The sequence below is a fragment of the Amycolatopsis mediterranei genome (genome assembly GCF_026017845.1).
In the GTDB taxonomy this organism is placed as follows: domain Bacteria; phylum Actinomycetota; class Actinomycetes; order Mycobacteriales; family Pseudonocardiaceae; genus Amycolatopsis; species Amycolatopsis mediterranei.
Genome location: NZ_CP100416.1, coordinates 4,396,357 through 4,416,842 on the forward strand (window position 1 = coordinate 4,396,357; position 20,486 = coordinate 4,416,842).

The 20,486-nt window shown below is 72.8% G+C and carries 22 protein-coding genes; 18 read left to right on the plus strand and 4 right to left on the minus strand.

Features of this window, described 5'->3' with window-relative positions:
• Window positions 1-8: 8 nt before the first annotated feature.
• The 7 genes from ISP_RS20395 (at window position 9) to ISP_RS20425 (ending at window position 5,341) form a co-directional block, all read left to right on the plus strand.
• Window positions 9-431, plus strand: a complete 423-nt coding sequence (locus ISP_RS20395) for a Zn-ribbon domain-containing OB-fold protein (protein WP_034285273.1) — start codon at window positions 9-11, stop codon at window positions 429-431.
• Window positions 428-1,579: a thiolase family protein gene (locus ISP_RS20400; RefSeq protein WP_013225703.1), complete on the plus strand. Its 1,152-nt coding sequence runs from the start codon at window positions 428-430 to the stop codon at window positions 1,577-1,579. Before ISP_RS20395 ends, ISP_RS20400 begins: the two co-directional genes overlap by 4 nt.
• A gap of 28 nt (window positions 1,580-1,607) precedes the next feature.
• The gene (locus ISP_RS20405) at window positions 1,608-2,369 is read left to right on the plus strand and encodes a 3-hydroxyacyl-CoA dehydrogenase (RefSeq protein ID WP_013225704.1); all 762 of its coding nucleotides are present in this window, start codon (window positions 1,608-1,610) and stop codon (window positions 2,367-2,369) included.
• Window positions 2,366-2,887, plus strand: a complete 522-nt coding sequence (locus ISP_RS20410; protein WP_013225705.1) for a DoxX family protein — start codon at window positions 2,366-2,368, stop codon at window positions 2,885-2,887. The genes ISP_RS20405 and ISP_RS20410 overlap by 4 nt, the downstream gene beginning before the upstream one ends.
• A gap of 11 nt (window positions 2,888-2,898) precedes the next feature.
• Window positions 2,899-4,047, plus strand: a complete 1,149-nt coding sequence (locus tag ISP_RS20415) for a thiolase family protein (protein ID WP_013225706.1) — start codon at window positions 2,899-2,901, stop codon at window positions 4,045-4,047.
• 20 nt (window positions 4,048-4,067) lie between these two features.
• A complete protein-coding gene (locus tag ISP_RS20420; RefSeq protein WP_013225707.1) occupies window positions 4,068-4,832 on the plus strand; it encodes a crotonase/enoyl-CoA hydratase family protein in 765 nt (254 codons plus the stop codon).
• Between the two features lie 86 nt (window positions 4,833-4,918).
• On the plus strand, window positions 4,919-5,341 hold the full coding sequence (locus ISP_RS20425; RefSeq protein ID WP_013225708.1) for a PaaI family thioesterase: 423 nt from the start codon (window positions 4,919-4,921) through the stop codon (window positions 5,339-5,341).
• A 5-nt stretch (window positions 5,342-5,346) separates the two neighbouring features.
• Here the strand turns inward: ISP_RS20425 and ISP_RS20430 are convergent, their stop codons facing one another.
• Window positions 5,347-6,693 (minus strand): family 1 glycosylhydrolase, encoded by a 1,347-nt coding sequence (locus tag ISP_RS20430; protein WP_230468866.1) that lies wholly within the window; start codon window positions 6,691-6,693, stop codon window positions 5,347-5,349.
• 86 nt (window positions 6,694-6,779) lie between these two features.
• A complete protein-coding gene (locus ISP_RS20435; protein ID WP_013225710.1) occupies window positions 6,780-7,697 on the minus strand; it encodes an SDR family NAD(P)-dependent oxidoreductase in 918 nt (305 codons plus the stop codon).
• Window positions 7,698-7,758: 61 nt separating this feature from the next.
• On the opposite strand from ISP_RS20435, the gene ISP_RS20440 reads away from it, so the two are divergent.
• The 3 genes from ISP_RS20440 to ISP_RS20450 are packed head-to-tail and all read left to right on the plus strand — an operon-like array spanning window position 7,759 to window position 10,417.
• Complete coding sequence (locus ISP_RS20440; protein WP_013225711.1) at window positions 7,759-8,862, plus strand: serine hydrolase domain-containing protein; 1,104 nt, start codon at window positions 7,759-7,761, stop codon at window positions 8,860-8,862.
• An 11-nt stretch (window positions 8,863-8,873) separates the two neighbouring features.
• Window positions 8,874-9,629 (plus strand): SDR family NAD(P)-dependent oxidoreductase, encoded by a 756-nt coding sequence (locus ISP_RS20445; protein ID WP_013225712.1) that lies wholly within the window; start codon window positions 8,874-8,876, stop codon window positions 9,627-9,629.
• Between the two features lie 11 nt (window positions 9,630-9,640).
• A complete protein-coding gene (locus ISP_RS20450) occupies window positions 9,641-10,417 on the plus strand; it encodes an enoyl-CoA hydratase/isomerase family protein (RefSeq protein ID WP_013225713.1) in 777 nt (258 codons plus the stop codon).
• 7 nt (window positions 10,418-10,424) lie between these two features.
• Here ISP_RS20450 and ISP_RS20455 read toward each other — a convergent pair whose 3' ends face one another.
• On the minus strand, window positions 10,425-11,231 hold the full coding sequence (locus tag ISP_RS20455; RefSeq protein WP_013225714.1) for an enoyl-CoA hydratase/isomerase family protein: 807 nt from the start codon (window positions 11,229-11,231) through the stop codon (window positions 10,425-10,427).
• An 85-nt stretch (window positions 11,232-11,316) separates the two neighbouring features.
• Here ISP_RS20455 and ISP_RS20460 point away from each other — a divergent pair, with 85 nt between their 5' ends.
• From ISP_RS20460 to ISP_RS20495, 8 genes are all read left to right on the plus strand, one after another.
• A complete protein-coding gene (locus ISP_RS20460; protein ID WP_013225715.1) occupies window positions 11,317-12,456 on the plus strand; it encodes an acyl-CoA dehydrogenase family protein in 1,140 nt (379 codons plus the stop codon).
• A gap of 23 nt (window positions 12,457-12,479) precedes the next feature.
• Entirely contained in the window at window positions 12,480-13,658 is a 1,179-nt protein-coding gene (locus ISP_RS20465; protein ID WP_013225716.1) for an acyl-CoA dehydrogenase family protein, read from the plus strand.
• A gap of 80 nt (window positions 13,659-13,738) precedes the next feature.
• Window positions 13,739-15,328 carry an AMP-binding protein gene (locus tag ISP_RS20470; RefSeq protein WP_013225717.1) on the plus strand — a complete coding sequence of 530 codons (1,590 nt, stop codon included), beginning with the start codon at window positions 13,739-13,741 and terminating at the stop codon, window positions 15,326-15,328.
• Window positions 15,325-16,470: a thiolase family protein gene (locus ISP_RS20475; RefSeq protein ID WP_013225718.1), complete on the plus strand. Its 1,146-nt coding sequence runs from the start codon at window positions 15,325-15,327 to the stop codon at window positions 16,468-16,470. Before ISP_RS20470 ends, ISP_RS20475 begins: the two co-directional genes overlap by 4 nt.
• Entirely contained in the window at window positions 16,470-16,862 is a 393-nt protein-coding gene (locus ISP_RS20480) for a Zn-ribbon domain-containing OB-fold protein (protein ID WP_014467030.1), read from the plus strand. Before ISP_RS20475 ends, ISP_RS20480 begins: the two co-directional genes overlap by 1 nt.
• 11 nt (window positions 16,863-16,873) lie before the next feature.
• On the plus strand, window positions 16,874-17,335 hold the full coding sequence (locus ISP_RS20485; protein ID WP_013225720.1) for a MaoC family dehydratase: 462 nt from the start codon (window positions 16,874-16,876) through the stop codon (window positions 17,333-17,335).
• A 10-nt stretch (window positions 17,336-17,345) separates the two neighbouring features.
• Entirely contained in the window at window positions 17,346-18,092 is a 747-nt protein-coding gene (locus tag ISP_RS20490; protein ID WP_013225721.1) for a FadR/GntR family transcriptional regulator, read from the plus strand.
• A gap of 48 nt (window positions 18,093-18,140) precedes the next feature.
• Entirely contained in the window at window positions 18,141-19,292 is a 1,152-nt protein-coding gene (locus ISP_RS20495; protein ID WP_013225722.1) for an acyl-CoA dehydrogenase family protein, read from the plus strand.
• 203 nt (window positions 19,293-19,495) lie between these two features.
• On the opposite strand, the gene ISP_RS20500 is transcribed toward ISP_RS20495, so the two are convergent.
• Window positions 19,496-20,470, minus strand: a complete 975-nt coding sequence (locus tag ISP_RS20500; protein ID WP_013225723.1) for a helix-turn-helix domain-containing protein — start codon at window positions 20,468-20,470, stop codon at window positions 19,496-19,498.
• Window positions 20,471-20,486: the final 16 nt, after the last annotated feature.

Here is a 20,486-nt window from a genome sequence, read left to right on the forward strand (position 1 = left end):
CTTGGTGTATGACGACGCAGGTGGCCGTCGCGGACGGCCTGTTCACGTGGCCGTCGCGTGAACCGAGGCTGATCGCCTCCCGGGGGGACGACGGCGTCCTCTCCTTTCCCGCCCGTCCGGGCGAGGAGCGCCATCTCCTCGGCCGGCGCGGCACGCTCTGGGCGTTCACCACGCAGCAGTTCCGGCCGCCCTCGCCGCCGTATGACGGCAACGACACCGACGAGACGTTCCGGCCGTACGCGCTGGGCTACGTCGAACTGCCCGGCGAGCTGCTGGTTCAGGCGCGCTTCACCGAGGCCGATCCGGCGAAGCTGCGGATCGGCCAGCCGATGGAGCTGCGGATCGTCCCCTACACCACCCGGGAGGACGGCACCGAGGTGCTGACCTACGCGTTCGCTCCGGTTCCCGACGACGCGGAGGAGACGCCGTGAGCACTCCGGATGTGGCGATCATCGGCGTCGGCCTGCACCCGTTCGGCCGGCACGGGGACAAGCTCGCCCTGGAGATGGGGGCCGAGGCCACCCAGGCGGCGCTGGCCGACGCCGGGACCGAATGGTCCCGGGTGCAGAGCGCGTACGTCGGCAGCTACGAAGTGTCCAACCCGGACGCGATCGTCGGCCGGCTCGGCCTGACCGGCATCCCGGTGCGCGGCGTCTTCAACGGGTGCGCCACCGGTGGCACCTCGCTGCAGATGGCCGCGGCGGCCATCCGGCACGGCGAGGCCGACATCGCGATGGCGATCGGCATGGACAAGCACCCGCGGGGCGCGTTCGCCGCCGATCCCGCGGTGGCCGGGCTGCCCGCCTGGTACGGCCAGACCGGCCTGTTCCTCACCACCCACTTCTTCGGCACGAAGATCGGCAAGTACCTGCACGACCACGGGGTGTCGACCGCCAGTCTCGCCAAGATCGCCGCCAAGAACCTGCGCAACGGCTCGATCACCCCGCACGCGTGGCGGCGGAAGCCGCTTTCGGAGCAGGAGATCCTCGACGTTCCGGTGGTCAACCACCCGCTGACCCGCTTCATGTACTGCGGTCCGGACGAAGGCGCCGCGGCCGTCGTGCTGTGCCGGGGTGACCTGGCGCGGGAATTCACTTCGACGCCGGTGTACGTCCGTGCCGCGGAACTGCGGTCCCGCCGCTTCGGCGCGTTCGAGCTGCAGAGCCCGTCGTTGCCGCTGACCAGCGCGCCGAGTCCCACCGTGGACGCGTCCCGGGCGGCCTACGAGGTCGCGGGCATCGGCCCGGAGGACGTCCGGGTCGCCCAGCTGCAGGACACCGACGCGGGCTCCGAGCTGATCCACCTGGCGGAGAACGGGTTCTGCGCCGACGGCGAGCAGGAGAAGTGGCTCGCCGAGGGCGCCACCGAGATCGGCGGCACGCTGCCGGTCAACACCGACGGCGGCCTCATCGCCCACGGCGAGCCGATCGGTGCTTCCGGGCTGCGCCAGATCTACGAAATCGTCCGGCAGCTGCAGGGCCGGGCCGGCGACCGCCAGGTCGGCGGGAACCCGGGAGTCGGCTACACCCACCTCTACGGCGCGCCCGGCGCGTCCGCGGTGACGATCTTGTCCCGCTAACGCAGTGAAAGACGAAAGGTGATGGCGAATGGACATCCGTGACGGGGTCGCCCTGGTGACCGGCGGAGCGTCCGGGCTCGGCCTGGCGACCACGCAGGCCCTGTTCGGCGCGGGCGCGCGCGTGGTGATCGTCGACCTGCCCGGCTCGGACGGAGCACAGGTCGCCGCCGGGCTCGGCGAGAACGTCCGGTTCGCGCCCGCCGACGTACGCGACCCCGAGCAGGTCGCGGCCGCGCTCGACGTCGCGGACTCCCTCGGCGCGCTGCGGGTGACGGTCAACTGCGCGGGCACCGGCAACGCCGTCCGGATGCTCGGCCGCAACGGCGTCTTCCCACTGCCGGAGTTCACCCGGATCGTCGAGATCAACCTGATCGGCACGTTCAACGTGATCCGGCTCGCCGCCGAGCGGATGGCGAAGCAGGAACTGCTCGGCGAGGAGCGGGGTGTCGTGGTCAACACCGCGTCCGTGGCGGCCTTCGACGGGCAGATCGGGCAGGCGGCCTACTCCGCGTCGAAGGGCGGTGTCGTCGGCATGACCCTGCCGATCGCCCGCGACCTGGCCGGTCAGCAGATCCGCGTTGTCACCGTCGCCCCCGGGTTGTTCGACACCCCGCCGATGGCGGCCGCGCCCGAAGAACTGCGCGCGGCGCTGGGCAAGCAGGTGCCGCACCCCTCCCGGCTGGGTGATCCGGCCGAGTTCGCCGCGCTGGTCGCCCATGTGGTGGCCAACCCGATGCTCAACGGCGAAGTGATCCGCCTCGACGGCGCGATCCGGATGAGCCCGCGATGACCACCGTGAACACTATTGACACCGCCGCGCTGCTCGTCCGGCTCGTGGTCGGAGCGACGATGGGCGCGCACGGCTACAACCACCTGTGGGGCGGCGGCGGGGTCGACGGCACCGCCCGGTGGTTCTCCTCGCTCGGCATGCGCCCGGCGCGGCTGCACGCGATCCTCAGCGGCGCGGGCGAGCTGGCCGCGGGCGCGGCGCTCGTGCTGGGCCTGTTCACGCCGCTCGCGGCGGCGTTCGTGGTCGGGACGATGGCGGTCGCCGGGATCACCGCCCACCGGGCCAACGGTTTCTTCGTGTTCAAGGACGGCTACGAGTACGTCCTGATGATCGCCGTGATCTGCGCGGCGCTCGCGCTCGTGGGCCCGGGCCGGATTTCCCTGGACCACGCCATCGGCTGGGACGGCGCCCTGGCCGGGGGTGCCGGGCTGGCGATCGCCGCCGGGGGCGGGCTGCTCGGCGCCGCCGTGCTGCTCGGCGCGACCTGGCGCCCCGGCCGAGTCCAAACGGGACAGTGAAAGGATGCGACATGCGTGACGCGGTGATCGTGGAAGCGGTGCGGACGCCGGTCGGCAAGCGGAACGGCGGACTGTCCGGGGTGCACCCGGCGGACCTGTCGGCCCACGTGCTGGGCGCGCTCGCCGAGCGCAGCGGCCTGGACCCCGCCCTGGTGGACGACGTCGTGTGGGGCTGCGTCGGGCAGGCGGGCGAGCAGACCGCGGACATCGCGCGCACGTCCGTCCTGGCCGCGGGCTGGCCCGAGTCCGTGCCCGGCGTGACGGTCGACCGGCAGTGCGGCTCGTCCCAGCAGGCGCTGCACTTCGCCGCGGCCGGGGTGATCGCCGGCCACTACGACGTGGTCGTGGCGGGCGGCGTCGAGTCGATGTCCCGGGTGCCCATGGGCTCCTCCGCGATGGGACAGGACCCGTACGGCCCGCGCTACCTGGCCCGCTACGACGGCGCGTACCCCAACCAGGGGGTCGGCGCGGAGATGATCGCGCAGCGGTGGGGATTCAGCCGCACGCAGTTGGACGAGTTCTCGCTCGGCAGCCACGAAAAGGCGGCCGCCGCCCAGGACGGGGGCCGGTTCGACGCGCAGATCGCCCCGGTCACGCTCGCCGACGGCACGGTCGTCTCCCGCGACGAGGGCATCCGCCGCGGCGGGACGCCGGAATCGCTGGCCGGGCTGCGGACGGCGTTCAAGGAGAACGGGACCATCACCGCGGGGAACTCTTCCCAGATTTCCGACGGCTCGGCGGCGCTGCTGCTGACCACCAGCGAGAAGGCGGCGGAGCTGGGGTTGCGGCCGCTGGCCCGCGTGCACACCGCCGTCCTCGCCGCGGCCGACCCGGTCATCATGCTGACCGCGCCGATCGACGCGACCCGCAAGGCCCTGGTCCGCAGCGGCCTGACGATCGGCGAGATCGGCGCGTTCGAAGTGAACGAAGCCTTCGCGCCGGTCCCGCTGGCCTGGCTGGCCGAGCTCGGCGCCGACGTCAAGGCGCTGAACCCGAACGGCGGCGCGATCGCCCTCGGGCACCCGCTGGGTGGCTCCGGGGCCCGGTTGCTGACCACACTGGTGCACCACATGCGGGATAACGGGATCCGCTACGGGTTGCAGACCATGTGCGAGGGCGGCGGCCAGGCCAACGCCACCATCCTGGAACTGCTCGGCTGAGCCGGGGAAGAAGGCACGACATGGCTGACGAAGTCCTGACCGAGCGCGATGGCGCGACGTTGATCATCACGATGAACCGCCCGGAGGTGCGCAACGCCGCGAACGGCGCGCTCGCCCGCGGCGTCGCGGACGCCCTGGACCGGCTCGACGAGGACCCGACCCTCGTCACCGCCGTGCTCACCGGCGCCGGCGGCACCTTCTCCTCCGGCATGGACCTCAAGGCGTTCCTCACCGGGGACACGCCGGACATCCCCGGTCGCGGCCTGCTCGGCTTCACCGCGTGCCCGCCGGTGAAGCCGATCATCGCCGCCGTCGAGGGGTACGCGCTGGCCGGCGGCTGCGAGATCGCCCTGGCGTGCGACCTGATCGTGGCCGCGCGGGACGCCCGGTTCGGGCTGCCCGAGACCAAGCGCGGGCTCGTCGCGGGCGGGGGCGGGCTGCTGCGCCTGCCCCAGCGGATCCCGCGGGGGATCGCCTTGGAGTACGCGCTCACCGGTGACCTGTTCGGCGCCGGCGTCGCGGCCCACTGGGGCATGGTGAACCGGCTGACCGAGCCCGGCGGCGCACTGGCCGTCGCCCGTGACCTGGCCGCGCGGATCGCGGCGAACGGACCGCTGGCCGTGCACGCGACCAAGCAGATCGTCGCGGAGGCGGGGGAGTGGCCCGCCACCGAGCAGTGGGAACGCCAGCGGGTCCTGACCGATCCGGTCTTCTCCTCCGCCGACGCCGTCGAAGGCGCCCGCGCGTTCGCGGAGAAGCGCCCGCCCGTCTGGAGCGGACGCTGACCGGCCCGGAGCGGCGCTGGGCCGGCTCCGACTTCCAGGAACCGCCCCGCACCGGCGGCGGGGTCGCGCTGTGCGGCGCCTGCCGGGTGCGGGGTTCCTGCCGGCTCGGTGTCGAGCGGGAACGGCTCGAGGGCGACGACACCGCGCTCTTCGACGTCCACTGCCCCCGCGACCAGGAAGGCGGCCCGGACGTCGCCCACGGCGGCTGGACGGCCGCGGTGCTCGACGAATGCCTCGGGCACGTCCCGCTGCTGCACCGGGTCCTGTCGGTCACCGCGGAGCTGAGCGTCAGCTTCGTCAAGCCGGTGCCGGTCGAGCGGCCCCTGGAAGTGCGTGCCTGGGTGGAGCGCCGGGCCGGCTCCCGCTGGTACATCCGGGGCGAGCTGGTCCTGCTCCCGAACCGGGCGCTGCTGGCGAAGGCGTCGGGCATCTGGGTCCAGCGCGACCCCGCGCACTTCGACCGGCACCAGCGCTGGCTGGCCGAGCAGGACGCCGGTCGCGGGGACTGACCGGCTCAGACGATGTGCAGGGTGTGCCCTTCGCGCGGTGCCTCTTGGGGACGGGCGAACGCACCGGACCGCGTCCAGTCGCCGCCTTCGAGGCTCTCGGCCGGGGCCGCGGGGTCGGAGATCGAGTACAGCCGGGCGTACCGCCGCAGCCACGGCAGATTGTCCACAAGGGACCAATACTCGTAGCCGCGCACCGGCACGCCCCGCTCCATCAGCCTCGCCAGCCAACCCAGCCGGCTGGCGAGGACGGCGCGGCGACGGGTCGCGCCGCCGCTCGCGTCACCCATCCCGTTGTCCACGATGCGCACCGGGGGGAGCCGGGAGCCGTAGCTCCCGGCCAAGCCCGCGAGCGCGTCGGCGAGGGCCTCCGGCAGCACCGGCCAGCCGTACCGGCCGGTTTCCACGCCGTCGAACGGCACGAGCGCGAAGCCCAGCTTGACGAGCAGGCCGTTGACTTCGTTGAGCGCCCGGTAGCAGCTCTCGGCCGGCAGGAGCAGCGGCAGGTTCTGCGGGGTGGTCACCCGGACCGGCGCGTACCAGGTCAGGTACAGCACGTCCTGCGGGGACGAGATGAGTTCGAGGTCGCCGGGCCGCACGCACCCGGACTCGCCGACCGGGCACCGGCCGTCCTCGGTGACCAGGTGCCGGCCCAGCAGCAGCGGATCGAGGAAGAGCCGGTTCGCCCACGACTCCGCGGTGTCCACCGCCGCCCGGTCGGCCGGGTCGTCACTGGCCGGGTAGCCGCCGGCCAGGAGGGCGGTACCGCCGATCTCGGCACGCACCCCGGCGGCGCGTAGGGCGCGCACGGCGAGACCGTGGCCCAGCAGCACGTGGTGCACGGCGGCGAGCCCGGCCGCACCCACGCCGCGGCCGGGCCCGGTCATCCCGGCGACGCGTTCGCCGAGCGACGGGATGCCGAAGTCGGCCGAGGTGACCCAGCGGCTGACCCGGTCACCCAGCAGCCGGCCGAGTTCGGCGGCGTAGTCGGCGAACCGGAACGCGCTGTCGCGGGCGAGCCAGCCGCCGTGGGCGTCCAGCCAGCCCGGCTCGTCGCCGTGCAGCAGGGTGAGCACGGGCTCGTGCCCGGCGGCGAGCAGGCCGTCGAGGGCGCGCAGGCAGGCGTCCGCGGCGCGGCGGTCGAGGGGGCCGGGGCCGTCCGGCTGCAGGTGCTTCCAGCCGGCGAGGACCCGCCGTCCGCGCGGGGCCGCGCCGAGCACCGAGCGGAGGTCGTTCGCCCAGCGCCGGGCGGTCGCCGAGGGGGCGAGGTCGGCCGGGTCCGTCGCGAGCGAGACCGCCCGCCCGACACCCCAGTCCATGGTGTCGAAGTGGTGACGCAGAGCCACAGTGCTCATGTCGACCCATCCGGAAGGCAGCCCGATGAAGTGCACAAAGCTAGCACGCGCTGTCGTCGTGGCAACAGAGCGTGAGGCCCGGTGTCCTAGCGGACCGCGGGACGGCCGGTCGGCGCGGCGCCGTACAGCTGGGGGAGGGCCTCGGCGAGCTCCTCGGCGGTGATCGCCTGGCCGGAGGCGCTCGGGTGACTGCCGACCACCGTCCAGCCCTGCAGCCGGTTGACGGTGGCGCCGTCGATGCGCAGCACCTGGCCGGTCAGCCAGCCCGCCGCGTCGGAAGCGAGGTAGACGACCGCGCCGGAGGCGTTCGCGGGGTCGCGCGGGTCGAAGCCGTGCGCGTCGCCGCCGGTGCCGGCCACGGCCAGGTTCTCGGTCATCCGGGTGGCCGCGATCGGGGAGATCGCGTTCGCCGTCACGCCGTAGCGGCGCATCTCGATGGCGGTGATCACGGTGAGGCCGGCGATGCCCGCTTTGGCCGCACCGTAGTTCGCCTGGCCCGCGTTGCCGAACAGGCCGGTGCCCGAGGTCGTGTTGATCACCCGGCCGGCCACCGGTTCGCCGCGCTTGGCCGCCGCGCGCCAGTAGGCGCAGGCGTGCCGGGTCAGCGCGAAGGTGCCCTTGAGGTGGACCGCGATCACCGCGTCGAACTCCGCTTCGGACATCGAGAACAGCATGCGGTCACGCACGATGCCCGCGTTGTTCACCACGACGTCCAGCCGGCCGAACTCCGCGACGGTGTCGGCGACCATCGCCTCGGTGGCGGCCCAATCGGTCACCGAGGCGTGGTTCGCGACCGCGGTCCCGCCGAGTTTGACGATCTCCTGGGCGACGTCCTCGGCCGGGGACTCACCGGTCTGCTCGCCGTGCAGGCCGGACCCGAGATCGTTGACCACGACCGTCGCACCCGCCTCGGCGAGGGCCAGGCAGTGCGCCCGGCCCAGCCCCCGTCCGCCGCCGGTCACGATGGCCACCTTGCCGTCGAGGATGCCCACCAGCTGCTCCAATCAGTTAACTAATATTATTCTTTATGCTAGCTTGTGCCGTGGGCCGAGTCGAGGAGGACGGATGACCGAAGTCGGGCAACGCGAGGCGGCCGCGCTCGGTGTCGATCCCGGCCGGCTCGACGCGCTGCTGCGCCGGATCCGGCAGGCGGTCGAGGAGATGCCGCTGCCGTCGATGCAGGTCGCCGTGGCCCGGCACGGCCGGCTGGCGGCCTTCGAAACCTTCGGGGACGCCACCAACGCGGACCGGTACGTCCTCCAGTCCGTCGGCCGGTCGATCGTCGCGGGTGTGGTGTGGCACCTGATCGGGACGGGCCGGCTCGACGTCCGGGAGCACGTCTGCGCGATCGTGCCCGAGTTCGGGACGAACGGGAAGGACGCCGTCACCGTCGAGCACGTGCTCACCCACACGGCCGGGTTCCCGTTCGCGCCGCTGGGGTATCCGAAGCTGCTCAGCCGCGAACAGCGGCTGGCGGCGTTCGCCCGCTGGCGGCTGGACTACCCGCCCGGCGACCGGCTGCAGTTCCACCTCACTTCGGCGGCCTGGGTGCTCGCGGAGATCGTGGAGCGCCGCACCGGGCTGACCTTCGCCGAATACCTGCGCACCGAGCTCGCCGGCCCGCTCGGCCTGTCCTCGCTCGACCTGGGCGTCGCGGCCGGCACGGCCCTGCCGATGATCGCCACCGACCGCACCGGCGACGACCAGGAGCCCGATCCGTGGGGCCCGTGGTACCTGGCCGACCCCCGGGTGCTCGCCGGCGGCGAGCCGAGCCACTCCCTCGTGGGCACGGCGGCCGACGTGGCGCTGTACTTCCAGGCCCTCGTCCACTCCGGACTCTGGACGGCCGACGCCGTCGCCGAGGGCAGCCGGCTCCGCCGCATCGAGCGCCCGGCGGGCGAGGAGGCCTACGGCGGGGGCACTCCCGTCGGCATGGGGCTGTTCGTGACCGTGGCCGGGTCGACCGCCGGCGGCGGGCTGCCGTCCACCGGTTCCCCCGCCCTGTTCGGCAACAGCGGCGCCGCCTACCAGCTCGGCTTCCTGGATCCGGTCAGCGGGGTGTCGTTCGCCCTGCTGTGCAACGGATATCCGCTGGCCGGCTACGACCTGTCCCCGCGCGGCCGGGCGATGACGACCGCCATCGCCGACCTCGCCGGAAACCTGACCTGAGTGGAGGATTCGTGGACGCAACCGACCCGGTCGCGCTCGTCACCGGTGCCGGCCGTGGCATCGGCGCGGCCATCGCCGCCGAACTGGCCGCCCGCGGCCACCGGATCGCGGTGTGCGACCTGGACCGGGCCGCGGCGGCCGACGTCGCCGCGGACATCACCGAGCGCCACGGCGTGAAGACGGCGGCGGTCGTCGCGGACATCGCCGACAGCGCCGCGGTGCGGGCCGCCGTCACCGAGGCGGAAGCCGCGCTCGGCCCGGTCGACGTCCTGGTGAACAACGCCGCCATCGACGTCATCGGCCGGTTCGTCGACAGCACCGAGGACAGCTGGGACCGGATCATCGCGGTCAACCTGCGGGGCACCATCACGGTGACCAGGGCCGTGCTGGACGGGATGATCGAGCGGGACCGCGGGCGGATCGTCCACATCGCCTCCGACGCGGGCCGGGTCGGCTCCTCCGGCGAGGTCGTCTACTCGGCGACCAAGGGCGGGATCATCGCGTTCGGCAAGGCGCTGGCCCGGGAGGTCGCCCGCCACGGCATCACCGTCAACAGCGTGTGCCCGGGCCCGACCGACACGGCACTGCTCGGCCAGGTCGCCGACTACAGCCGGCGCATGTACGAAGCCACCCTGCGGGCGATTCCGCTGCGCCGCGTCGGCCAGCCGGCCGACATCGCCGGCGTGGTCGGGTTCCTCGCCTCCGACGCGGCCGCCTACCTGACCGGGCAGACGATCTCGGTCAGCGGCGGCCTGACCATGCTGTGAAAGGCAACGACATGGCCGACCTGCTGAACGTCGACGTGACCGGCCGGGTCGCCGTGCTCACCCTGAACCGGCCCGACCGGCTCAACGCCATCGGGACCGCGACCGTGGACCGGCTCGACGCCGTGCTCGACACGCTGCACGCCGACCCGGGCGTCCGCGCGCTGGTCGTCGCCGGGGCCGGTCGTGGCTTCTCGGCGGGCGCCGACCTGGACGAGATCGAATCCCTCCGCACCGCCTACGAGTTCCGCGCCTTCGTGGGGCGGCTCACCGAGGTCTTCGGCCGGCTCGAGAAGTTCGCGAAGCCGTCGGTGGCCGCCGTGCACGGGTTCGCCCTCGGTGGTGGGCTGGAACTCGCCCTCGCGTGCGACCTGCGGGTGGCGGAGCGGGGCGCCAAGCTCGGGCTGCCCGAGATGAAGCTCGGCGTGCTGCCCGGGGCGGGCGGCACCCAGCGGCTGCCGCGCCTGGTCCCGCCGGGGATCGCCAAGCAGCTGATCCTGACCGGCGAACCGATCGACGCCGAGCGGGCCCACGCCATCGGCCTGGTGAACGAGCTGGCCGAGCCGGGGGAGGTCCTGACCGTGGCGACAGCCCTCGCCGCCCGGCTCGCGGCCGGCGCCCCGCTGGCCCTGGCCGCGGGCAAGGCCCTGGTGGACCGCAGCGGTGGCGACCTCGACGCGGGGATCGCGGCCGAGCGGGAAACCGTGGCCGTCATGTTCACCGCCGAGGACCGGGCCGAGGGCCTGCGCGCCTTCCGGGAGCGGCGCCCCGCGGAGTTCCGCGGGGCGTGAACCCGCCTCAGAGCGGGATGTCCGCGGTGAACTCGGGGCTGCGCTTCTCCCGGTGCGACGCGAGGCCCTCCAGCACGTCGGGGCCGCCGAAGCCGAAGAATTCGAGACCCAAGGACGACTCGAAGATCGGCGAAGCGGTGCGGTACCAGTGGTTGAGCGAGCGCTTGGTCCAGCCGATGGCGCTGGCCGAACCCGCGGCCAGCGAGGTGGCCACGCGCAGTGCCTCGGCGTGCACGTCCTCGTCGTCGACGCACCGGGACACCAGGCCGATCCGCTCGGCCTCTTCGCCGGTGAGCACCTCGCAGGTCAGCAGGTAGTACTTCGCCTTGGCCATCCCGCACAGCAGCGGCCAGCAGATCGCCGCGTGGTCGCCCGCCGCGACGCCCAGGCGGGTGTGCCCGTCGACGATCTTCGCCCGGCGGCCCACGATCGAGATGTCGGCCATCATGCCGACCGCGAGCCCGGCGCCGACCGCGGGTCCGTGGATGGCCGCGACGACCGGCTTCGAAAGGTCGAGGACGCCGTAGACCATGTCCCGCGCTTCGCGCATCACGCGGGCGCGGACCGCGTAGTCGCGGCTCATGTCCTCGATGGAGTCGAAGGTTCCGCCCGCGGAGAACGCTTTGCCCGCCCCCTGCACGAGCACCGCGCGGGTGTCGGTGTCCCGGTCGATCACCGCCCAGACGTCGGCGAGTTCGGTGTGCATCCGCGAGGAGACGGCGTTGAGGTTCGGCGCGTCGAGCACGAGCCGCAGCACCCCGGGCGCCGGGCGCTCGAAGGTGAGGGAGGGGAATTCGCCGTAGCGGTCGCTCATGGTTCTCCTTCTCGGGCATTGACTCACGCCGTGCCGGTTATACTATAATTATATAACTGATTGTGGGCGACCGGGAAGGTGTCGGATGACGGAGACCGCCTTGGCCGGTGTGCTGAGCGAGGAACAGCTTCAGCTGCGCGAAGTGCTGCGCGCCTTCCTCGGCAAGCGAAGCGCGGAGCCCGACGTGCGCCGGCAGATGGCGACCGAGGCGGGTTACGACGCCGAGGTGTGGCGGCAGCTCAGCGGCGAGCTGGGGCTGCCGGGACTGGCGATCCCCGAGGAGTACGGCGGGTCGGGCTTCGGCTGCGCGGAGCTGGGGCTGGTGTTCGAGGAAATGGGCCGCGCGCTGCTGTGCGCGCCGTACTTCGGCACGGTCGCCCTGGCCGCCGAGGTGCTCGTGCGCGCCGGCGACGAGTCCGCGGCGAAGGACCTGCTGCCCGGGATCGCCTCCGGCGAGACGATCGCGGCTCTCGCCCTCACCGAACCGGCCGGCCGCTGGGACGAAAGCGGTGTGACGACCCGGGCCGGCCGCGGCGCGGACGGCTGGCGGCTGACCGGCACCAAAACCTACGTCCTGGACGGCCACACGGCCGATCTGCTGCTGGTCGTGGCGCGAACGGACGCCGGGATCGCGCTGTTCGCCGTCGACACCGCGAGCGAGCCCGCGGGCCTGCGCCGGACCGCGTTGCCGGCACTCGACCAGACCCGCAAACAGGCTCGCCTGGACTTCGACGCGGTCCCCGCCCGGCTCGTCGGCGAGGCGGGTGGCGCGTGGCCCGCGGTCGAGCGCACCTTGGCCGCCGCGGCCGTCCTGCTGGCCGCGGAACAGCTCGGCGGCGCCTCCCGCGCCCTCGAACTCGCCGTGGACTACGCGAAGATCCGCGAGCAGTACGGCCGCGCGATCGGGTCCTTCCAGGCGGTCAAGCACCGGCTGGCCGACATGCTCACCGACGTCGAGTGCGCCCGATCCGCAGTCCAGGACGGCCTGCGTGCCCTGGCCGGCGGCGACACCACCGAACTGCTGACCGCCGCTTCCGTGGCCAAGGCGTTCTGCTCGGAGGTGTTCACCCGGGTCGCCGCCGGCGCCGTCCAGGTGCACGGCGGGATCGGGTTCACCTGGGAGCACCCCGCCCAGCTGTACTTCAAGCGGGCCAAGGGTTCCGAGGTGCTGCTGGGCACTCCGGCCGAGCACCGCGCCCGGCTCGCGGGACTGCTGGGCCTGTGACCACCCGTCGAGAGGAGCGTCCGGTGGAACTGGACTTCGGGCCCGCGGTCGCGGACTTCCGCGAGGAGGCCCGCACCTGGCTGGCCGAGCACCTGGTCGGCGAGTTCGCCGCGCACCGCGGGATCGGCGGCCCGGCCGACTCGGAGGCGTGGGAGGTGCGGCTGGCGTGGGACCGCGAACTGGCGGCCGGCGGCTGGCTCGGGCTGAGCTGGCCGGTGGAGTACGGCGGCCGCGGCCTGACCCTGCTGGAAGAGGTCGTCTTCAACTACGAGTACGCCCGGTCCGGCGCGCCCTACCGGGCCACCACCAGCGGCCTCGACCTGTTCGGGCCGATGCTGCTGGCCCTGGGAACGCCGGAGCAGAAACGGCGGTTCCTGCCGCCCATCCTGCGCGTCGAGCAGCTGTGGGGCCAGGGCTTCAGCGAGCCGGGAGCGGGTTCCGACCTGGCGTCCCTGCGCTGCCGCGCGGAGCTCGACGGGAACGAATGGGTGATCGACGGCCAGAAGGTGTGGACGACGATGGCCCACACCGCGGACTGGCTGTACGTCCTGGTGCGGACCGACCCGGACTCGCGGCGGCACCGCGGGCTCACCATGCTGCTCGTGCCACGGGACCAGCCGGGCGTGGACGTGCGGGTGATCCGGAACCTGGCCGGGCAGGACGAGTTCGCTGAGGTCTTCTTCACCGGCGCCCGTACCTCGGCCGACCTCGTCGTCGGCGAGGTCGGCCAGGGCTGGCGCACCGCGATGGGCACCCTGGGCATCGAGCGCGGCGTCACCCTGCTGCCCCAGCAGCTGTCCTTCGAACGCGAGGTGGCGGACCTGATCGCCGCCGCGCGGGAGGCGGGCGATGCCGTGCCCGCCTCGACCCGGGACCGGATCGTCCAGGCGTGGATGTCGGTGCGCGTCATGCGCACCACGAACCTGCGCACCCTCGGCGAGGTCCTCGCCGGCCGCACGCCGGGACCGCAGGCGGGCATCGCGAAGCTCTACGCCTCGACGTCGCACCAGCGGATGGGACACCTCGCCGCCGAGGTCGCCGGCCCCGCCGGGCAACTCGCCGGTGCGGACTACGCGCTCGACGTCCGACAGCGCACCTTCCTGCTCTCGCTGGCCGAGACGATCTACGGCGGCTCGAGCGAGATCCAGCGCACCATCATCGGCGAGCAGCTGCTGGGCCTGCCGAAGGAACCCCGGCCGTGACGGACCCGTCGCGCAGCGTCAGTTCTATCAACTACCCAAGATAACTAGGTAAGCTATTTGCTCGACGTTAGGGGCACGAAGTGATCACGGTGAACCCCGCTCGCCGCCTCACGTTCGGTGAGGTCGTCCGCGAGCACCGCAGGTCCTTTGCGGACGTGGTCGCGTTCGTCGACGGCGAGGTCCGGCTCACCTGGACCGAGTTCGACGAGCGCACGAACCGGCTGGCGAACGCCTTGGCCGCCGAGGGCGTCGGCGCCGGTGACCGGGTGCTCTGGCTGGGGCAGAACTCCGTGCGGATCTGGGAGCTGCTCGGCGCGGCGGCCAAGCTCGGTGCGATGGTCTGCCCGGGCTACTGGCGGTGGGCCGCGCCGGAGATGGCGTTCGCGGTGCGCGACTTCGCCCCCAAGGTCGTGGTGTGGCAGCAGGAGGAGATCGGCGACACGATCGCCAAGGCCCGGGCCGAGCTCGGGCAGCCGGACGGCGTGCGGTGGCTGCGGCACGACGCCCCGCAGGAAGAGGCGGACGGCTACGAGGCGTTCCTCGCCGCGGGTTCGCCGGAAGACCCCGCCCTCGACATCGACCCCGACACGGCGTTGCTCGTCATCTACACGGCGGCCATGTCCGGAAGCCAGTGCGGGTCCATGCTGTCCCACCGCAATCTCCTGGCCATGGGCGCCACCGGTGGCTGGCTCGGCGACATCGACCACACCACGGCGTTCCTGAGCGCCGGGCCCATGTTCCACATCGGCAACTACCAGTTCTGGGGCGTCCCGGCGTTCCTGCACGGCGGCAAGAACGTGATCGTCCGGCGGGTGGCCGCCGCCGAGCTGCTGCCGCTGCTGGCCCGGGAACGCTGCACGCACGGCTACCTGATGCCGCCGACGATCGTGGAGCTGGTCGAGCTGAACGCCTCGGCCGGGCACGACCTGTCCGCCTTCCGCGCGAGCGTCGCGCCGCAGCTGTGGGCGGGCACCGTGCAGGTCGACACCAGCCGGTTCACCGCCAACGGCGGCGGCGAGGGCCGCGGCTACGGGCAGACCGAGGTCACCGGGTTCGTGGCCACCGGCGGCTTCGGCGGCTCCGGAATCGGGAACGCGGGGCGTCCGGGCCCGTTCGTCGCCGTGCGCATCGTGGCCGAGGACGGCACGGAGTGCCCGGCCGGGGTGGCGGGCGAGATCTGCGTGCGCGGCGAGCTGGTCCACCTCGGCTACTGGAACCGCCCCGAAATCAACGAGCACCGCTTCCGGGGCGGCTGGTGGCACACGACGGACCTGGGCCGCCGGGAGCCGGACGGCACGATCAGCTTCCTCGGCACCACCACCCGCATGCTCAAGTCCGCCGCCGAGAACATCTTCCCGGCCGAGGTCGAGAACTGCATCGAGGCGCACGCGGGCGTCAAGGAGGCCGCCGTGATCGGCGTGCCCAACGAACGCTGGGCGCAGGACGTCAAGGCGGTCGTCGTGCGCCACGACGACGCCTCCGGGGTGACGGCCGAGGACATCATCGAGCACTGCCGGGCGCGCATCGCGTCGTACAAGAAACCCAAGACCGTCGAGTTCGTCGACGCGCTGCCGCGCACGGCCCAGTTCGCCAAGGACTACGCCGCGCTCGACGCCCGGTTCGGCGGCGGCGGCTACCCCGGCGGGGAAACACTGGGCGCCGGGCGATGAACGGCCGTCAGCCGGTCATCGCCGGCGTCCACGCCACCGAGCAGGCGCTTTCGCTGCCGCACCGCGACGCGATGGACCTGGCCGTCGAGGCGGTCACCGGGGCGATCGCCGACGCCGGCCTGAGTCCGTCCGATGTGGACGGCGCGCAGGTCGACTGGCCGGGACCGGGCGGCGTGCCGGGGGAGGGCAGCTCCTGGGCCCGGCTCCTCGGCGACCTGCGCTGGACCAGCGACGCCATGCTGGACAACGCGGGCTCCCGCGGACTGCTCAAGGCGGCCGCCGCCGTTTCGGCCGGCCTCGCCGACACGGTCGTCGTCGGCGGGTGCCGGCTGGTCTCGCGGGGCGGCGGCCCGGTCGGCGCGGGGACGCCGCTGGAGTTCACCGACGTGTGGGGCAGTTACGTGGTCGCGCAGTTCGCCCTGGTCGCGGCCCGGCACATGCACCGGTTCGGCACCACCCCGCGGCAGCTCGCGGAGGTCGCGGCCACGATCCGCAGCAACGGTTCGACCAACCCCGAGGCGATGATGTACGGGCGCGGACCGTACACCGCCGACGACGTCCTCGCGTCCCGCATGGTCGCCACGCCGTTCCACCTGCTGGACTGCTGCATCGTCGGCGAAGGCGGCGGCGCGGTCGTGGTGACGACCGCCGAACGCGCCCGGGATCTGCGGCACCGGCCGGTCGCCGTGCTCGGCGGCGGGATGGAATACCACCAGGCCGCGTACGCGAATCCCGCGTTGTACCGCGAGGTCGGCATGATCGGCCGCGACGCCGCGGCGCGCGCTTTCGGCACGGCCGGGGTCGACCCGGCCGACGTCGACGTCTTCTCCCTCTACGACCCGAACTCCTTCGAGGTCATCCGGCAGCTGGAGGCGCTGGGCGTCTGCGACGAAGGCGAAGGCGGTCCGCTGGTCGAGACCGGGGCGATCACCGTCGACGGCAAGTACCCGGTGAACCCGGACGGCGGGTGCCTCTCCTACGCCTGGAACGGCACCCAGCAGATGACGCTGAAGGTGGTCGAGGCGGTGCGGCAGCTGCGCGGCAGCGCCGTGCACCAGGTCGCCGGCGCCGAGGTCGCCGTGGTGGGCAACGCCGGCTCCGGGGCGCAGCACTACGAAATGTCCGTTCTGGGGAGGCTGTGATGAGCCGTCCGGTGCCCGAGCCCACCGCGCTGAGCCGCCCGTTCTGGGCGGCGGCGGCCGAGGGCCGGCTGGTGCTCCCGGAGTGCGCGGACTGCGGGCTGAGGTTCTTCGTGCCCGAACCCGTGTGCCCGCGCTGCCTGAGCCGGAACTGGGACTGGGCGCCGAGCGCGGGCACCGGGACCGTCTACTCCGTCACGGTGGTGCACCGCGCGCCCGGCCCCGGTTTCGAAGTGCCCTTCGCGCTGGCGATCGTCGATCTCGACGACGGCGTGACGATGCTGTCCCACGTGGTCGGCTGCCCGGTGGACGAGGTCGTCATCGGCCTGCCGGTGCGCGTCGACTTCCGGCCGCTGACGGACGAACTCACCCTGCCGTACTTCGTGCCCCGGTGAACAGGAGCAGCATGCGCGTCTTGCACGGTCTCGAAGAGATCTTCGCCGCCAAGGGAAGCTTGCTCGGCACCAGCGACTGGGTCACCGTCGACCAGGCCCGGATCGACGCCTTCGCCGGCGCGACCGGCGACCACCAGTGGATCCACGTCGACCCCGAGCGGGCCGCGGCCGGGCCGTTCGGCGCGACCATCGCGCACGGCTACCTGACCCTGTCGCTGCTGCCGATGTTCATGGTCGCCGTCTACCGCGTCGAGGGCGCCCGGATGGCGGTCAACTACGGCCTGAACAAGGTCCGGTTCGTCACGCCGGTGCGGGTCGGCTCGCGGTTGCGCGGCAGTACCGAGCTCGTCGACGCGCAGCCGCTCGACGGGGCCACGGCCCAGCTGGTCTTCCGCACCACAGTGGAGATCGAGGGCGCCGAGCGGCCGGCCTGCGTGGCTGAGACGGTCAGCCGCCAGTATTTCGGGGACTGAGGGGGTCGACGTGACCGGAAGCATCCGGCTGCCGAAGATGGCCGAGCTCGTCGCGCTCGAGCTGCGGCGCCGGATCGTGCGCGGTGAGCTCGCCGAGGGCGACGCGCTGCCCGCCGAACCGCAGCTGATGGCGGAGTTTTCGGTGTCCCGGCCGACGCTGCGGGAAGCGTTCCGGGTGCTGGAGTCGGAAAAGCTGATCAGCATCCGCCGCGGTGCCCGGGGCGGCGCGCGCGTGCACATCCCGGACGGTTCGGTCGTCGCGCGTTACGCGGGACTCATCCTCGAGCACCGGTCGGCAACGTTGCAGGACGTCTACGCCGCTCGCACCGTGATCGAAGCGCCGTGCGCCGGGCTGCTCGCCGGCCGGCGCACCGTGGGCGATCTCGACCGGCTGCGCGCCGCGCTCGCCGAGGCCGAGGCGCTGATCGGTGATCCGTCGGCGTTCATCCGCGCGCACCTGCGGTTCCACGCCTTGGTCGTGGAGCTGTCCGGGAACCAGACGCTGATCGTGCTCAACGGCATGGTGCGCGACATCATCGACCGGGCGAACTGGTCGCACGTCGACCTCGACGCGGGGACCGAAGCGAACGTCCGGGCCAACCTCAGCGGCCTGCGCGCCCACGTGCGGCTGGTCGAACTGGTGGCCGCGGGCGACCGCGAAGGGGCCGTCCGGGTCTGGCGGACGCACCTGGAGAAGGCGCACGAGTACCTGCTCGGCACCAAGCCGATGGCCACGGTGCTGGACCTGCTCCGCTGACTTATATAGTACAATCAGATAGATGATTGCCGACGATAGGGGCCTGCCGTGGACTTCGCGTTGACCGACGAGCAGCAGCTCCTGCGCGAGACCGCGCGCCAGTTCGTCGCGAAGGTCTGCCCCGCGGAGAAGGCCAAGGAGTGGGACGAGGGATCGATCGTGCCGCCCGAGCTGTTCTCCGGGATGGCCGAGCTGGGCTGGTTTTCGCTGCCCTTCGCGGTCGACGAGGGCGGTGACGGCGGCGGTCCGGTGGAACTGATCGTCCTCGCCGAGGAACTCGGCCGCGCCAGCTTCGACGTCGCCATGTGCTACATCGGCGTGCTCATTCCCGGCATCACCGTGTTCCGCTGGGGCACCGAGGCGCAGCGGGACTTCATCCGGGACGAGGTGATGACCGGCCGTCACCGCCTCGCCGTCGGCCTGAGCGAGCCCGACAGCGGTTCGGACGCGGCGGCGCTGCGCACGACGGCCGAAGACGCCGGTGATCACTTCGTCGTCCGCGGCCAGAAGGCGTGGTGCACCGGCGCCGGCCTGCCGGGCACCACGATCGCGACGTACGTGCGCACCGGACCGCGGGAGCCGAAGCACAGCGGGATCAGCCTGTTGCTGATCGACCCGTCGAGCCCGGGGGTCGAGGTACGCCGGACGCCGACCCTGGCCCGGCACATCCTGGGCACCAACGAGGTCTTCTTCGGCGATGTCGCCGTGCCGAAGGAGAACTTGGTCGGCCCGGTCGACGAGGGCTGGAAGGTGATGCTGTCCAACATCGAGCTGGAGAAGGTCATCATCACCGGCGGCTACCTCGGCGCGGCCCAGGCCACTTTGGACGAGATGCTGGAGTTCGCCCGCACCCGCCAGGCTTTCGGCCGCCCGGTCGGCACCTTCCAGGCCATCGCGCACGCGATCGCCGACCTGCAGACGGAAATCGACTCGGCTCGGCTGCTGGCCTACCGGGCGGCGTGGCTGCTGGCGCAGGGAAAGCCGTGCTCGCGCGAGGGCTCGATGGCCAAGCTCAAGGGCTCGGAGACGTACGTCGCCGCGGCCCGCCTGGGCATGCAGGTCTGCGCCGGGCACGGGTTCTCGACCGAAAGCGTGATGAGCTTCCGCTACCGCGAGTCCATCGTGGCGACGATCTCCGGGGGCACCAGCCAGATCCAGCGCAACGGCATCGCCCGCAGCATGGGCCTGCGCACCTACTGAGGATCGCCGGGATACGCAGATCGCCGCGGCTGGCCCCTCATCGGAAAGTTGCCACACTGCGGTCTGCTCGGTCTCGGTCATATCTCCACGCTAACCGAACGCGCGTTCGAATGGCATCACTCGAAAGTGCCGTCCATAGTGGACGTTGGTGCGGACATGGCCGCCAACGGCGGCGCACCCGGCAAGCTGCGCTACCGGGACGCTCACTGAGCTCCCCGGCGCACCGAGGACGGCGACTGGCCGAACCGCCGGCGGAACTGGCCCCGGAACGCGGCCGCGTCGGCGTACCCCACCAGGGCGCCCACCCGCTCCACCGGGATCGAGGAGCGGCACAGCATGATCCGGGCGGCGTCCAGGCGCAGGCGACGCAGGACTTCGCTCGGGTTCTCCCCGAGCACCGCGTGGCAACGGCGGCGCAGGGTGCGCTCGGTCGTGCCGAGCCGCGCGGCGATGGCCGCGATGGAGTCCGGCTCGGCGTAGCTTTCGCGGGCCAGCTGGAGGAACCGCCGCACCGTGGTGTCCGGCACGGGGTCCAGCGGCGTCCGGCGCCCCAGCTCTTCGTCCAGCCAGGCCAGCTGGTTCGGCGAGCCGATCCGGCGCACCAGCTCCCGGGCCAGTTCCTGCTCGCCGTCCAGTGTCGCGGCGGTGATCAGGGTCCCGGTCGCCAGCATCGGCAGTCCCGGCAGCAACGAGACCGCCGGGTGGCGCGTTTCGATGTCCTGCGCGATACGGCCGCAGGCCACGGTTTCGTGCCCGTCCAGCAGGCCCGCCTCGGCCAGCGCCAGTACCGACGCGCCGGCCGCCGCGAGCAGCGCCCCGCCGGCGTGCTGCTGCCGCAACCAAGGCAAGACCGCGGCCCAGCCCGGCGGGCGCACGACGTCGTCGGCCGCCACGGCGAGATCGTCGAAGGCAGGCAGGAACACCGCTTTCGCGATGGCGTCGCCGCCGACGCGGCCATCGGCGGGCAGCCGGATCCCCGCTGCCGCGCGCACTCCGTCGCCGGTCGGTGTCAGCACCCGGACCCGAAGCCCGCTCACCTCGGTGCCCGACGGGTAGAACGCGTGCCCGCCGTAGACCCGGTCCCGGTAGCGATCCGACAGCGCCATGGCGTCCGACACCGTGCCGAGGCTGCCGAGCCGGACGCCTTCGAAGGCGACGATGAACACCTGCTGCCGCATCCGCGCCACCTTTCTC

Excerpts from the sequence above, each read along its gene's own strand:
- ISP_RS20395 (WP_034285273.1), top strand. The coding sequence starts at position 9 with ATGACGACGCAGGTGGCCGTCGCGGACGGCCTGTTCACGTGGCCGTCG.
- ISP_RS20405 (WP_013225704.1), top strand. The coding sequence starts at position 1,608 with ATGGACATCCGTGACGGGGTCGCCCTGGTGACCGGCGGAGCGTCCGGG.
- ISP_RS20410 (WP_013225705.1), top strand. The coding sequence starts at position 2,366 with ATGACCACCGTGAACACTATTGACACCGCCGCGCTGCTCGTCCGGCTC.
- ISP_RS20415 (WP_013225706.1), top strand. The coding sequence starts at position 2,899 with ATGCGTGACGCGGTGATCGTGGAAGCGGTGCGGACGCCGGTCGGCAAG.
- ISP_RS20420 (WP_013225707.1), top strand. The coding sequence starts at position 4,068 with ATGGCTGACGAAGTCCTGACCGAGCGCGATGGCGCGACGTTGATCATC.
- ISP_RS20430 (WP_230468866.1), bottom strand. The coding sequence starts at position 6,693 with ATGAGCACTGTGGCTCTGCGTCACCACTTCGACACCATGGACTGGGGT.
- ISP_RS20440 (WP_013225711.1), top strand. The coding sequence starts at position 7,759 with ATGACCGAAGTCGGGCAACGCGAGGCGGCCGCGCTCGGTGTCGATCCC.
- ISP_RS20450 (WP_013225713.1), top strand. The coding sequence starts at position 9,641 with ATGGCCGACCTGCTGAACGTCGACGTGACCGGCCGGGTCGCCGTGCTC.
- ISP_RS20455 (WP_013225714.1), bottom strand. The coding sequence starts at position 11,231 with ATGAGCGACCGCTACGGCGAATTCCCCTCCCTCACCTTCGAGCGCCCG.
- ISP_RS20460 (WP_013225715.1), top strand. The coding sequence starts at position 11,317 with ATGACGGAGACCGCCTTGGCCGGTGTGCTGAGCGAGGAACAGCTTCAG.
- ISP_RS20475 (WP_013225718.1), top strand. The coding sequence starts at position 15,325 with ATGAACGGCCGTCAGCCGGTCATCGCCGGCGTCCACGCCACCGAGCAG.
- ISP_RS20480 (WP_014467030.1), top strand. The coding sequence starts at position 16,470 with ATGAGCCGTCCGGTGCCCGAGCCCACCGCGCTGAGCCGCCCGTTCTGG.
- ISP_RS20485 (WP_013225720.1), top strand. The coding sequence starts at position 16,874 with ATGCGCGTCTTGCACGGTCTCGAAGAGATCTTCGCCGCCAAGGGAAGC.
- ISP_RS20500 (WP_013225723.1), bottom strand. The coding sequence starts at position 20,470 with ATGCGGCAGCAGGTGTTCATCGTCGCCTTCGAAGGCGTCCGGCTCGGC.